The organism is Pseudoalteromonas sp. SA25, assembly GCF_011378705.1.
In the GTDB taxonomy this organism is placed as follows: Bacteria; Pseudomonadota; Gammaproteobacteria; order Enterobacterales; family Alteromonadaceae; genus Pseudoalteromonas; species Pseudoalteromonas arctica.
The window spans coordinates 14,738-28,128 of sequence record NZ_WTKV01000026.1 but is presented as its reverse complement, the minus strand read 5'-3'; the positions used below and the strand labels follow the sequence as shown (position 1 = coordinate 28,128).

Here is a 13,391-nt window from a genome sequence, read left to right as displayed (position 1 = left end):
TTACTCTACCAGTTCACTTACAATAACCGGGTTGTTATGCAGTGTTTTATGTACAGGGCATTTGTCGGCTATTTCGAGTAAACGCTGGCGCTGTGGCTCAGTTAAGTCGCCACGTAAGGTGATTTTACGGGTAATTGCTTCAAGGTTACCTGTTTGCTCACAATCGTCGCAATCTTTGTTGTAATCGCGAGTGTGATCAAGCTCTACTTTTACATGCTCCAGTGGTAAGTTTTTACGTGTAGCGTACATACGCAGTGTCATGGCCGTACAGGCACCAAGCCCCGCTAATAAGTGATGATACGGATCAGGACCTAAGTTTTTACCACCTACTTTTATTGGCTCATCTGCAAGCCAAGTATGATCTTTTGTACTTACGTGCTGAGTAAATACATGGTCTTTTTCTTCAACGAGTACATTGCCACCCGTTAAACTTGCCGTGTATTTAGTTGTGTCATACTTAACATAACGGTTTGCCCACGTTGCTATTATTTGTGCAGCGTAGTCGGCATCGTTTTTATTTGTTAAAAGGTGATCGGCGTTATCTAGGCTAATAAAGCTTTTAGGATGCTTGGCTGATGCATAAATTTTTTCAGCTTCACTAATATTTACCGTCGCATCAATAGGGGAGTGCATTACTAATAATGCGCGCTTAAGTTTACTTATGTGGCTTTTATCGTACTTGGCTATATCGTCAATAAATTGCTTTTTAATGGTAAATTCACGGCCGGCTAAGTTTACTTTAGCTTCACCTGCTGCGTTAATTTCATCAAGGTGTGCTTCAAAGTTATGCGCTACGTGCTGCGCATCTGACGGTGCACCAATGGTTGTAATAGCCGATACTTCAGGAATATGCTCCGCAGCAGCAAGAACGGCAGCCCCGCCTAAACTGTGGCCAATGAGTAGTTGCGGCGCCGCAAAATGCTCACGTAAATGATTTGCCGCAGATACTAAATCTTGAATGTTTGATGAAAAGTTACTGTTAGCAAAGTCGCCATCGCTATTACCTAAACCGGTAAAGTCGAAACGTAGTACGGCAATGCCTTGTTGTGTTAAAGCTCGGCTAATACGGGTGGCTGCTGCAATGTCTTTACCGCAGGTAAAGCAGTGTGCAAATAGCGCGTAAAACTTAACGTCACCAGAGGGAAGTTCAAGTTGGCCGGCAAGTTCTAAATCGCCGCTTTTAAAAGATACTTTTTGTCGCATGGGGAGCCTTATTTACACAAATAAAATACATTATATTAGGGCGTGTTGACCGTTGTGGATTGAAATTTGTTCAATCTAGGGGCGATTAAATCGCGGCGCGAGGTTTGTAACCTAGTGGACTAAGTAAAAACCGAGCAAAGCTTCCGCGTCCTGCTCACGCCCCTTACCTACATCCATGTAGGCAACAAAGATTTAATCGTCCCTAGAAAGAACCCAAAGGGTAGCGCATGTTTGGCATTTATGCTGCGTTATCGCCTATTTATGGGGAACAACCACATTACATAGGCTCTGCCTTGCTTAAATACCAAACAGTCTGCTGCAAATTCACCCACCAAAGGTCAGCACGCCCTAGTAGACCAGATATAAGTACTAAACCTTGCAAATTCAACGTTTTTTTATAAGTTGATCTTGATCAAGCAAAGTGGCGGTGGCTATGCTTTGCGGACATATGTCCTTATGTTTTTGAGGTCATTTGTCTATCCTCGCGTAGCGCTATAATGAAGGCTTTGCTACTTTATATAAGTAATTTAGCACTATTAAAAGCAACTCACTTCACACAACCTATTCACTGGAACGTACAATGCAATTACCTACTGTTGATTATAAAGCTCCCGATGCGGCTGCACAATTTGTTGAATCGTTAAGAAATACTGGATTTGGCGTTTTAAAAAACCACCCAATCCCACAGTCTTTAGTTGAGTCTATTTACAAAAATTGGCAAGACTTTTTTAACTCAGAGCAAAAGCACGACTTTTTATTCTCTAAAGACACTCAAGACGGTTACTTTCCGCCTTCAGTATCTGAAGTAGCGAAAGGCTTTACAATAAAAGACATTAAAGAGTACTTCCATGTGTACCCTAAAGGTCGCGTTCCTGCAGAGCTTGAAGCTGATGTACGTGAATACTACCGTTTAGCAAGTGAATTTGCTGGCACGTTATTAAGTTGGGTTCAGGCTGAATCTCCGGCTGATGTACGTGCTAAGTTTTCGATTGATTTAAAAGACATGATTGCAGGCTCTGAGCAAACATTGTTACGTATCCTACATTATCCGCCTATGACGGGTGATGAAGAGCCAGGTGCTATTCGCGCAGCAGCCCATGGCGATATTAACTTATTGACTGTATTACCAGCTTCTAATGAGCCTGGTTTACAAGTTCAAAAAACAGATGGCGGTTGGTTAGACGTGCCATGTGATTTTGGCAGCTTAATTATTAATATCGGCGACATGTTACAAGAAGCGTCGGGCGGGTATTTCCCATCGACAATTCACCGTGTAATTAACCCAACGGGTAAAGCATCTACTAAATCGCGTATTTCACTACCGTTATTTTTACACCCGCATCCAGATGTTGTGCTTTCAGAGCGCTACACGGCAGATAGCTACTTGCAAGAACGCCTGCGTGAGTTAGGTGTTAAGTAACTCTTATACTTAGAGTAATTAAGTATAAATATAAAACGGCTTATGGCCGTTTTTTGCATTTTTAAGCAACTTGAGCACAGGTTTAATTTTATTAAGCTATGCTCAATTGCTCGCAACGTAAATAATGGCATGCATTCTTAGCTACTACAGGTATAATGCGCGCAACTGGCTAACGTAGCCTAATTTAAAAGAGAGTTTATATGAGTTTTGAAGGTTTAGGTTTATCACAGTCTTTGGTTAATGCGGTTTTAGAAAAGGGCTATGAAACGCCAACGCCGATTCAGGCTCAAGCAATTCCTGCAATTATTGAACGCCGTGATGTTATGGCAGCAGCGCAAACAGGTACAGGTAAAACAGCGGGTTTTACATTACCACTTATTGAGCGTTTGTCGTCAGGCCCTAAAGCTAAAAGTAACCACGTACGTGCACTTATTTTAACGCCTACACGTGAGCTTGCTTTGCAAGTAAGCGAAAACGTTGAAGAGTACGCTAAGCATTCGGATGTGAGCTCATTTGTAGTTTACGGTGGCGTTAAAATTAACCCACAAATGCAGCGTCTTCGTAAAGGTGTTGATATTTTAGTAGCAACGCCGGGTCGTTTAATCGACTTACATAATCAAAATGCAGTTAAATTTGATAGCGTTGAAGTGCTTGTACTCGATGAAGCTGACCGCATGTTAGACATGGGCTTTATTCACGACATTAAACGCTTAATTGCTAAAATGCCTGCTAAACGTCAAAACTTGATGTTTTCGGCTACATTTTCTGACGAAATTCGTGCATTAGCAAAAGGGTTAATTAATGACCCTGTTGAAATTTCAGTTGCTGCAAAAAATACCACTGCAAAAAGTGTTACTCAGTGTGTTTATGCGGTAGATAAAACACGTAAAACAGCATTGCTAAGCCACTTGATTCGCACTAACGATTGGCAACAAGTGTTAGTGTTTAGCCGCACAAAGCACGGTGCTAACCGCTTAGTTAAACAACTAGAGCGCGATGACATTGTAGGCGCGGCTATCCATGGTAATAAATCACAAGGCGCACGTGTTAAAGCACTTGATGGTTTTAAAAGTGGTGAAGTACGCGTACTAGTAGCAACAGACATTGTTGCACGTGGTTTAGACATTGTTGAATTACCGCATGTTGTTAACTACGACTTACCAAATGTATATGAAGATTACGTTCACCGTATTGGCCGTACAGGCCGTGCCGGTGCGTCGGGTCATGCGATTTCGTTTGTAACAACAGAAGATGCTGTTGATTTATACGGTATTGAACGCTTTATTGGTGAGCTTATCCCACGTGCTGAAGAAGACGGTTTTGAGCCTATTAACCCAGTCGCTGAACGCGCATTAGATGCTCGCCCACTGCCGGCTAAAAAGCCTAAGAAAAAGCAGCCTTTTAATAAGCCTAAATCTGATAGCAGCAAGCCTAACAGTAAAAAGCCGAACAATGGTGGTAATGGTACCGGCCCTCGTCGTGGTGGTTCTAAAAAGCCAGCAGCTAAAACAGATGATAATGCGCAAAACCCATGGGCAAAGCGTGAATCTGTTGGCGGTAATGGCCAGCGCCGTCGTCGCACAAGTAACGATTAATCATTATTAATGATTATATTGGCGTTTAATTAATTTAGAACTTGATTAAAGGTTGATACAAAAAACGCGCTCCCTTCTTTTTAATCGATAGAAGTAGCGCGTTTTTTATTGTCTGTAATTTGTACTTACTGTATTGCCTACCTGATTAAATAGTTAATACCCAAGCCGACAAATAAAGTAACACTTACGCTAAGTAATGTGCCGAGCATAACGTACTCGGTAAGTTTTTTATCTTTACTTGCACTTAAATCGCCAAACCTAAATACTGACTTTGCTGCAAGTAAAAAACCAAGCCCTGCAAATTGGTCAAGCAATATAAAGCTCAGCATAAGTACGCGCTCAAGCATACCAATGCTTTGCCCTGCAAGCGGTAAGCTACCAGTACTTGAAAAGTTACTTGTTAAACGCTCTAACATCATTCTTATAAATACGGCGCTAGGACTTAAAATAATTAAATAACCGCATACCACCCACAGTATTTTGGGATCAGTGAGCATATTATTAATTGCTGTCATAAAGCTATTGTTATCAGTTAGCCAAATACTGAGCGCAATAATAACGAGTATGTGCGCTATTTGATCAAGTAAAAAAGGCACCACGCCTTTATTAGAATACGATTTAGCTATATCAATAAAATAATGGCTCAACATAATGCTCGCCGTGGCAATTAAAATACTGCTTAGTTGCTGCCACCCGAATGTGTATTCCCACACGGTAATAATGAGTGCACTTGTTATACCATGCACTAGTACATGAAAATAAAGCTTACTGGCTTTAAAGTGACGGGTGTTTCTGTCGTTTACCCAACTCATAGGTTGCCAGTAAAAATCAGCGAGTAAGTGGCCAATAATAAGCGCGACCAGTAAAAGTGCAAACTCCATTATTCACCTCCTTTAATTATATTTTTTATAAAGTGTTGTGTGTGTTTAATAAAGCGTTCTATAAGTTGGTAGTGCGCTAAATTTAGTAGTTTGGTTACATTTTCGCGACTTGTTTTAAGCTCTTTAGCCAGTGCCGCGTGGCTGTTGTCTGATGATGTTAAATAGACATACAGGGCATTTGCTTGTTTTTGCGTGATTTTAGTGAGTAATACGTCGGCAAAGGCTAAATTAAGATTTAAGCTTTCATCAAGCTGCTGCTCATTAATATTAAAAACAAAGCGTTGATTACCTATTTTATCAAGGCCTTGCCCCGAAAGGGTAAAAGCAGAACCGGTTGCTGTTTTTATATCGCTGCGTGGGTTATCTATTTGCCCAAGTGCCAAGCTTTGGCGCAGCTCATAACCTGACGATTTAAGGTGTAAATATACAAGTATGGCATTTTTAAAAAGGAGCTCAGGATTATTAACTTGTAACTGAAAGGCATCGCCTCGGTATATATTCCAAAGTGTTTGCTCCCCCGAAATGTTTCGCAAACTTTGCTCTAGTTGATAAAGCATGGCATCGTATTGCTGCTTAGGGATTGTTTGCGATTTAATAATATCGCCGCTGATCACACCAATCATAAAAATCTCAAAATGGTTACTTTTTAATATGTAACCAATATTGGTTACATAAGGGTATGTAACTAATTTAGGTTACTTAAATATAAATTGCAAGGTACACTTATTTTATAACGTTACTTTTATTGCTATTAATCCTCACTAGGACACTAAATGACTTTACAAAACGAGCAGCAAAGCACGAAACCACGCGTAGGTATTTTTGTTGATGTGCAAAATATTTATTACACGTGCCGCGAGAGTTACGGAAAAAACTTTGACTACAATGCGTTTTGGCGGGTAATGCAGGCGCAATACAATATTGAATGTGCTTTTGCGTACGCTATTTATCGAGGTGATGAAAAGCAAAATCAGTTTCAAAATATTTTGCGTGCGATTGGCTTTGACGTAAAGCTAAAGCCATTTATTCAACGTCGTGATGGCAGTGCAAAAGGTGACTGGGATGTAGGCATAACAATAGACATGTTAGAGCAGGGTAAGAATCTTGATAAGGTTATTTTGCTCTCTGGCGATGGTGACTTTGCTTTGTTACTTGGGCATTTAAAAAATCAATATAATGTACCGTGCGATGTTTACGGTGCTGACCGGTTAACTGCAGAGGTATTAAAACAAAGCGCTGAGCAATTTCATTTAATTGATAATACCTTGCTCCTTTAACAGCAAAAAATAGTTAAAAAGGTGCAAGCTAAGTGCCTGCAACATGAGAGATTTTAATACAAAGCCGTAATAGATGAATTAAGCCTTATATAGGCTTTTTTTATTACTGTAATCAATTGGGTTTGCTAAATGATTATGGTAATTTTAAAGCATAACGAGTTACCAAGGACTTACATGCTTCATTACAGCAACATGCCACTAGATAGAGGCTCAAATTTTCGTAAAGACCCATCGTGGCTTAAAGCGCAAATGTCGGCGCAAAGTAAATGGGTTTTAGTTAAAAATAATCAAACCCTATTTATTAAAGATACCCCTAAAGTAAGCTATTTAACGTATCAACAAGTGGCGCATTTAGATTTAACGAGTGCTATTTTTGTTGGTTTAAACAATGCTAAACATGGTGTGTTTGCATTGGATGTTTCTGATCTGGATGAAAGCGTACTTACGCCTTTAATAGAGGGCGCTCAGTTTTTTGATATTCGCCAATATGGGCCTCAAGTAACCATTAAATATGCCTCAATAGCCGCCCTTGCGAGAGGTTTATGTTATTGGCATGCCACGCACCGTTTTTGTGGGCGCTGCGGTAGTAAAAACCGTTCAGTGGAAGCAGGGCATTCTCGTGTATGTGAAAACGAAAACTGTAAGCATCCTACATTCCCGCGTACCGATCCTGCGGTAATTATGGTGGTTACTAAAGTCTTTGCTGACGGAGTAGAACGCTGTTTATTAGGTCGCCAAGCCGCGTGGCCTATTGGTATGTATTCGTCGCTTGCTGGATTTGTAGACCCAGGGGAGACACTGGAACAAGCTGTTGCGCGTGAAGTTAAAGAAGAGGCAGGTATAGAGGTTGATAACGTACGTTATGTTGCATCTCAGCCATGGCCGTTCCCATCGTCCATTATGCTTGGTTTTTTTGCAGAGGCGACATCTGAGGAAATTAACGTAGATAAAGAAGAGCTAGACGATGCAAAATGGTTTAGCCGTGAAGACTTAGAGCAATTTGGTAATTGGCACGAAGAAGGGGATCATTTAAAGCTGCCTAGAACCGACTCTATTTCTCGTTATTTAATTGAGCATTGGCGCACAAACCCTTAAGGATTAACAATGTCGAGTAAAAGTAATAAAAACACTCAACTGGTATCATCAGGGCGCAAAAAAGCCTATACACATGGCGTAGTAAATCCCGTTGTACAGCGTGCATCTACCATTGTATTTGATACCGTAGCAGATTTAAAAGAAGCTGCTAAAACCCGTGGCGATAAAACGTTATTTTATGGGCGCCGGGGAACAACAACACACTTTGCGCTACAAGAAGCGATTACAGAACTTGAAGGCGGCGAAGGCTGTGCACTATACCCTTGTGGCGCGGCGGCGATTAGCCAAGTATTTTTATCGTTTTTAAAAACCGGTGATCATATTTTAATGGTTGATAACGTGTACGAACCAACTCGCGATTTTTGCGATAAAATTTTAGTGGGGCTGGGCATTACAACAACCTACTACCCGCCAACCATTGGCGCAGGTATTAAAGACTACATTCAGCCAAATACCAAAGTATTGTTTTTAGAATCCCCAGGTTCTATTACGATGGAAGTGCAAGATGTGCCTGCTATGGTAAAAGTAGCCAATGAGCATAGCGTAATGACCATACTTGATAATACCTACGGCAACGGTTTGCATTATCGTCCGCTAGAGCACGGTGTTGATATTAGTATTCAGGCTGCAACGAAGTATATTGTCGGCCATTCAGACGTGATGATGGGTGTGGCTGTTGCTAATAAAAAGTACTGGCCAACCTTGCGCGAAAACTCGTACTTACTAGGGCAATGTACCAGTGCCGATGATGCGTATTTAGCGCTTAGAGGCCTGCGTACAATGGGTGTGCGTTTGAATCAACATGAAAAAGCAGCAATAGAAGTAGCTAAATGGCTTGAACAACATGAGCTTGTTGATCATATTCGCCACCCTGCATTTGAAACCTGCCCAGGGCATGAGTTTTTTAAACGTGATTTTGATGGCAGTAATGGGTTGTTTTCATTTGTGATGAAAACCGGTAATCAAAAAGCGATTGATGCATTTTTAGATAGCCTTGAGCATATTAAAATGGGCTTTTCGTGGGGCGGTTTTGAAAGTTTAGTAACGGCTAATTTAACTATGAAAGGGCTGCGTTCAAATACAGGTTGGGATTTAGGCCCGGTTATTCGCCTGCATATTGGCCTTGAAGATGTTGAAGATTTAATTAGCGATTTAAGCCAAGCACTTGAGGTTTATAAGCAGCATCTATAATTTATATCGCAATTTATGCTGTTACATTTAAATGTATTGTTACAAAGCTCACTATAGGTGAGCTTTTTTTTGCTGGTAATTCAAGGTGTTTACACTTAGTGTGGATAAATACACAGAAAATAAAAAGTCATTAAGGATAGTCAATGGCAACACCATTACCGATAAACGTAGGGCGATTAACGCAAATAGCGGGATTTGAGCTTGTACGTATGTTTTTAACTAAACGTGGACTTATTGCATTAGCTGCCTTTGCATTGGTGTGGCTGATAATACTGCGCTACCCAATAGGGCAGGCAGTAGGCATTGTAAGTGCGCCCGATTTTGAGCAAATAGCCCGTGATATATCAGGTTCTATTGGTTTAAGTAAATTATTGGATTGGCCTGAGGCCGAATTTGCTATGTACTGGTTAATAGCCCTGTATAGCTTTCCCGTTTTTGGTTTATTTATTTGTAGCGACCAAACGGTAGGCGATAGAGAGCGCGGCACACTAAGGTTTTTATCACTGCGCTCCACTCGCTTTGAAATACTGTTTGGTCGTTTTTTAGGACAATTAGCGGTATTAGCCTGCTTAGTGGGCATTACTCTTGTGGCTACGCTTGCTGTACTAGGGTTTAGAGATCCAAGTTTACTGGCTGGTGGTTTTGCTCGTGCGCTTTCTATATTTTTAATATTGGTTGTTACTTTATGTCCATTTGTAGCACTTATGACGTTAATAAATACCTTTGCTCGCTCATCGCGTTTATCTATTGTATTGGCAATTTTATACTTTGCAGCAGGCGGTATTGTAGTTGGTATATTGCAATGGCAAATACCCGCATTAGGCGTGCTTGATTATTTATTTCCGGGTGTGCAAATAGAGTTATTAGCGGGGCAAAATTTACCATTATTAAGCGCTGTGGCTATTCCCCTAGTGCAAACAGCGGTGTTACTAAGCGTTTCTCAACGTATTTTTGCAAGGAGCTCACTATGAGACCATTAATTACAGCCAGCGGTCTGAGTAAATCGTATGGTGCAAAGCTTGCGCTTAATAATGTGGACTTTGAGATTAATAAAGGCGCGCCAGTGGCACTTGTTGGGCCAAATGGTGCGGGTAAAACCACCTTATTTAGTTTGTTGTGCGGCTATATAGCGCCAAGTAAAGGCTGCCTTGAAATATTAGGGCATAAGCCAGGGAGCGCTGCTTTATTTAATAAAGTAAGTGCATTACCACAAGATGCACAACTTGACCCTCGTTTTAATATAGATAAGCAACTCGCTTTTTATGCAAAACTGCAAGGTATGGGTGCTAAGCAAAGCCAAACTGAGGCGCTACGTGTACTTGACTTGGTTGGCTTAAAAGAAATTGCAAAGCAGCGTGCGGGGGACTTATCGCACGGCATGCGCAAGCGCGTTACGATAGCGCAAGCACTTATTGGCGCACCACAAATTGTAATGCTTGATGAAGCAACCGCAGGGCTTGATCCGATTCATGCCAGAGAAGTACGCGAGCTAGTATCTGAATTAAGTGAACAGGCTACGTTTATTTTAAGCTCTCACGATTTAACTGAGCTTGAGCGACTATGCTCACAGGTGCTTCATTTAGATAAAGGCGTATTAAGCGAGCATCAAACAAAAACAAATAATACTGATAAACACTTTTATACATTAATGCTAAGCGAAGCTTATCAAAATGTTGAGCAACAGCTTCAAGCAATTGCAGGGGTGAGCCGAGTGTATATGAGCCAGCATAAAGAATATGTTGTTGAGTATCAACCAACGAGCGATCCACTTGATATTGCACTACTGAATTTTTGTCATCAACAACACTGGCAGTACAGGCAGTTAGTTAATGGTCACACATTAGAGAATCAAATATTTAAACAGGAGAAAGTATAATGGGTTTACTTAGCGGACTTATGGGTAATGCAAGCGAAGTTGACGATTCTGATTTAGAGAAAATTCTCGCCAATACATTAATTGACGGCGAGCAAGTAGAAAAAGCATATAAAGTAGTACGTGATATGTTTATTTTTACTAATAAGCGCTTAATCTTAATTGATAAGCAAGGTATGACCGGTTCTAAAATGGAAATGGTGAGTATTGCTTACTCTAAAATTACCAAGTTTAGTAAAGAAAGTGCAGGCCATTTTGACTTAGATGCCGAGCTAAAAATATGGGTTGGCTCAGATCCAACACCAATTAGTAAAGAGTTTAAGTCTGGCGATAATATTAACGATGTTTACCGTATTATTAGCCAACACGCGCTTTAAGCTGCGGTACATGTTTTAAGTAGTTGTTGACTAGATGTTGCAACTACTTTAATTTTACAGTTTACAACACTTCCTTACAATTAACTTAATAAATACAACTGGTTAGTTAAGTTTTCATTCAGTTTCCTAACGTTAGCATGTGCCTCGACTTTAGCAATACAGCTAGAGCATAAAAAGCAATGTACATAGGGAAGTCTTACAATGAAAAAATTAGCAGTTATTATTTCGAGCATTTTATTATCTAGCACTGCGGCTGCTGCAGACAGCTATAATTCAATTAGTAACCTAAGCTATAAAAATAGCGATAACAACGACACCGTTGCTGTAGATTCTATTTACTACTTATCTCCTAAAAAAACTTTAGGTCCGTACGATCAGTTTGAATACATCAATAAACAAACTAACGTATATGGTGGCTACGCAGATGACGACTTTGGCGATTTAACATCAGTTGGTGGTGAATACTTCATTAATGAATTTGTTGTTGGCGCATCTTACGAAAACCTAGATCCAGATTCAGGTTCTAACAGTGAGCTTTATAAACTGACGGGTGGTTACTTTTTCAACCCTGATTTACTTGCAAAAGTAACACTAGTTGAAAACAAAGACGGCGATGATTACGCATTATTTGATTTAGCTTACAACTACATGCTAAACAGCACAGATTATGTAGGTGTTACACTTACATCAGACGACGATTTTGATTACCGTGCAGTAGCTGCTAAATACTTTATTGATTTACAGCAAGGTAATTACCTTACTTTTGAAGGTAAATACGAAAGCATTGATGATGCCCAAAACCAATGGGTAGCAGAAACTAACTACTACTTTTCAAAGGCAACATCTGTATTTGCTAACTACAATAAGCAAGATACTTATAGCTTTGGTGCTCAACACTTCATCAATAAAAATATTGGTGTAAAGGTGGGTTACGAAAACAACGCTGATGATTCTGATAACGATGCGTACTTTGCTAACATGCGTTTTCAGTTTTAATTAAGTCCCGTACTTAGTTAATACAAAAGTAATATTAAAAAGCCCGCTAAATTTAGCGGGCTTTGTCGTTTTAAATGTTTGAGCTTTTAACTATAAACTTTTACCAGTCATAATTACGGACTTTATTTTGCTCATCTAAATAACTCCTTTAAGTTATAAATAGAGCGCCATGAATGGCTAAATTGTTATTAAAGCCATTAAGTGCAGTCGATGATAATAGCTATAAAATAGTAAGTATTGGAGTTGTTTTTGCTAGTAAACAATGGTTATTGGAAAAAACAGATAAAAATATGCACTGATACAAACCTATTTTTCATTATAAATACAGAAATAATGAATTAAACAGAGTAATTTTTTTGAGAAATTAAAAAAATTTAGTGAGAGGAAATTATATTGATGAGGTTTATCGAATAATTAAGTTGTGTTCAATTTAGCGACAGTTTGTACCGTATTTGTTACTTTTTAAATTTAAATGATGACATGATATTGTCTTGTAGATTTAATGGATACTTTGTATTTACATTTACGTATAAATTATTACAATTCCACTGAGTTTAATCTGACCTTTTATTCAGTTTTTGTTCATTTTTTTTTGGCGTTAGGATGCGCCCCGACTTTGGCTAGACAGCTGAGGCATAAAAAGTAATATTTATAGGGAATTTAAAATGAAAAAATTAGCCGTTATCATTTCGAGCATTTTATTATCAAGTGCTGCAACCACTGCAATAGCCGCAGATACTTACCAATCAATCAGCCATGTAGGATATGTGGATGTAGATGGTGATGACACAATAACTGTTGACTCAACATATTATTTTTCTCCAAAAGCGACTTTAGGTCCTTACGATCAATTTGAATACATCAATAAGCAAACAAATGTTTATGGTGCATACAGTGATAATGATCTTGGAGATGTTACTAGCATTGGCGGTGAGTATTTTGTAGAAGATTTTGTATTAGGTGCACAGTACAATAATCTCGATAGTGATTTTGGCTCAAGCACGGATGTAATTGAACTTTCAGCTGGTTACTTCTTTAATCCAAACCTTGTATTAAAAGCTACGTTTGTTGATGTAGAAGATGCTGACAATCAGTTTGTGTTTGACTTAGCATATAACCATCAGTTAAACAGCACTGATTATATCGGCTTTACAGTAACATCAGATGATGAGTTTGATTACCGTGCAGTAGCAGCTAAGTACTTTGTTGATTTACAGCAAGGTAACTACTTGACTGTTGAAGGTAAGTTTGAAGATGTTGATGGCGGTTCAAGTAACTGGGAATTAGCATCTAACTACTATTTCAGCAAAGCAACATCGGTGTTTGTTACAGTTAATAAAAATGATGACTACACTCTTGGTGGCCAACACTTTTTCAACAACAATGTTGGTTTAAAAGCAGGTTACGGCAATAACTGGGATGATTCTGATTATGATGCTTACTTTGCAAATGTAAGCTTACAGTTCTAATTTAACAGAAAATT

The 13,391-nt window shown here is 39.4% G+C and carries 13 protein-coding genes; 10 read left to right on the top strand and 3 right to left on the bottom strand.

From position 1 onward, the window contains the following. A complete protein-coding gene (locus GQR45_RS18025) occupies positions 1-1,203 on the bottom strand; it encodes a bifunctional alpha/beta hydrolase/OsmC family protein (protein ID WP_165726648.1) in 1,203 nt (400 codons plus the stop codon). A 580-nt stretch (positions 1,204-1,783) separates the two neighbouring features. On the opposite strand from GQR45_RS18025, the gene GQR45_RS18020 reads away from it, so the two are divergent. Further along, a complete protein-coding gene (locus GQR45_RS18020; protein WP_007586986.1) occupies positions 1,784-2,623 on the top strand; it encodes a 2OG-Fe(II) oxygenase family protein in 840 nt (279 codons plus the stop codon). Positions 2,624-2,823: 200 nt separating this feature from the next. Continuing rightward, positions 2,824-4,218, top strand: coding sequence for a DEAD/DEAH box helicase (locus GQR45_RS18015; RefSeq protein ID WP_165726647.1), 1,395 nt, complete (start codon positions 2,824-2,826; stop codon positions 4,216-4,218). A gap of 137 nt (positions 4,219-4,355) precedes the next feature. On the opposite strand, the gene GQR45_RS18010 is transcribed toward GQR45_RS18015, so the two are convergent. Continuing rightward, on the bottom strand, positions 4,356-5,099 hold the full coding sequence (locus tag GQR45_RS18010) for a DUF3307 domain-containing protein (RefSeq protein ID WP_165726646.1): 744 nt from the start codon (positions 5,097-5,099) through the stop codon (positions 4,356-4,358). Then, entirely contained in the window at positions 5,099-5,722 is a 624-nt protein-coding gene (locus GQR45_RS18005) for a hypothetical protein (protein ID WP_165726645.1), read from the bottom strand. Before GQR45_RS18005 ends, GQR45_RS18010 begins: the two co-directional genes overlap by 1 nt. Positions 5,723-5,872: 150 nt before the next feature. Between GQR45_RS18005 and GQR45_RS18000 the strand changes: the two genes are divergently transcribed. The 8 genes from GQR45_RS18000 to GQR45_RS17965 all read left to right on the top strand — a co-directional run bounded on the left by GQR45_RS18000 (position 5,873) and on the right by GQR45_RS17965 (position 13,377). Next, positions 5,873-6,376, top strand: a complete 504-nt coding sequence (locus tag GQR45_RS18000) for an NYN domain-containing protein (RefSeq protein WP_024594121.1) — start codon at positions 5,873-5,875, stop codon at positions 6,374-6,376. A gap of 174 nt (positions 6,377-6,550) precedes the next feature. Then, positions 6,551-7,471, top strand: coding sequence for an NAD(+) diphosphatase (gene nudC / locus GQR45_RS17995; RefSeq protein ID WP_165726669.1), 921 nt, complete (start codon positions 6,551-6,553; stop codon positions 7,469-7,471). Positions 7,472-7,480: 9 nt separating this feature from the next. After that, positions 7,481-8,662, top strand: coding sequence for a cystathionine beta-lyase (locus GQR45_RS17990; protein WP_024608065.1), 1,182 nt, complete (start codon positions 7,481-7,483; stop codon positions 8,660-8,662). Between the two features lie 143 nt (positions 8,663-8,805). Then, positions 8,806-9,633, top strand: a complete 828-nt coding sequence (locus tag GQR45_RS17985) for an ABC transporter permease subunit (protein ID WP_165726644.1) — start codon at positions 8,806-8,808, stop codon at positions 9,631-9,633. Beyond that, entirely contained in the window at positions 9,630-10,538 is a 909-nt protein-coding gene (locus GQR45_RS17980) for an ABC transporter ATP-binding protein (RefSeq protein WP_165726643.1), read from the top strand. The genes GQR45_RS17985 and GQR45_RS17980 overlap by 4 nt, the downstream gene beginning before the upstream one ends. Next, entirely contained in the window at positions 10,538-10,912 is a 375-nt protein-coding gene (locus GQR45_RS17975; RefSeq protein WP_007377979.1) for a PH domain-containing protein, read from the top strand. The genes GQR45_RS17980 and GQR45_RS17975 overlap by 1 nt, the downstream gene beginning before the upstream one ends. A gap of 201 nt (positions 10,913-11,113) precedes the next feature. Beyond that, on the top strand, positions 11,114-11,908 hold the full coding sequence (locus GQR45_RS17970; protein WP_024591302.1) for a putative porin: 795 nt from the start codon (positions 11,114-11,116) through the stop codon (positions 11,906-11,908). A 665-nt stretch (positions 11,909-12,573) separates the two neighbouring features. Beyond that, entirely contained in the window at positions 12,574-13,377 is an 804-nt protein-coding gene (locus GQR45_RS17965; RefSeq protein WP_165726642.1) for a putative porin, read from the top strand. The last annotated feature ends 14 nt before the right edge of the window (positions 13,378-13,391 follow it).

Coding starts and splice junctions, on each gene's coding strand:
- GQR45_RS17985 (WP_165726644.1), top strand. CDS start 8,806: ATGGCAACACCATTACCGATAAACGTAGGGCGATTAACGCAAATAGCG.
- GQR45_RS18010 (WP_165726646.1), bottom strand. CDS start 5,099: ATGGAGTTTGCACTTTTACTGGTCGCGCTTATTATTGGCCACTTACTC.
- GQR45_RS17965 (WP_165726642.1), top strand. CDS start 12,574: ATGAAAAAATTAGCCGTTATCATTTCGAGCATTTTATTATCAAGTGCT.
- GQR45_RS17970 (WP_024591302.1), top strand. CDS start 11,114: ATGAAAAAATTAGCAGTTATTATTTCGAGCATTTTATTATCTAGCACT.
- GQR45_RS18015 (WP_165726647.1), top strand. CDS start 2,824: ATGAGTTTTGAAGGTTTAGGTTTATCACAGTCTTTGGTTAATGCGGTT.
- GQR45_RS18025 (WP_165726648.1), bottom strand. CDS start 1,203: ATGCGACAAAAAGTATCTTTTAAAAGCGGCGATTTAGAACTTGCCGGC.
- nudC (WP_165726669.1), top strand. CDS start 6,551: ATGCTTCATTACAGCAACATGCCACTAGATAGAGGCTCAAATTTTCGT.
- GQR45_RS18020 (WP_007586986.1), top strand. CDS start 1,784: ATGCAATTACCTACTGTTGATTATAAAGCTCCCGATGCGGCTGCACAA.
- GQR45_RS17975 (WP_007377979.1), top strand. CDS start 10,538: ATGGGTTTACTTAGCGGACTTATGGGTAATGCAAGCGAAGTTGACGAT.
- GQR45_RS17980 (WP_165726643.1), top strand. CDS start 9,630: ATGAGACCATTAATTACAGCCAGCGGTCTGAGTAAATCGTATGGTGCA.
- GQR45_RS18000 (WP_024594121.1), top strand. CDS start 5,873: ATGACTTTACAAAACGAGCAGCAAAGCACGAAACCACGCGTAGGTATT.
- GQR45_RS18005 (WP_165726645.1), bottom strand. CDS start 5,722: ATGATTGGTGTGATCAGCGGCGATATTATTAAATCGCAAACAATCCCT.
- GQR45_RS17990 (WP_024608065.1), top strand. CDS start 7,481: ATGTCGAGTAAAAGTAATAAAAACACTCAACTGGTATCATCAGGGCGC.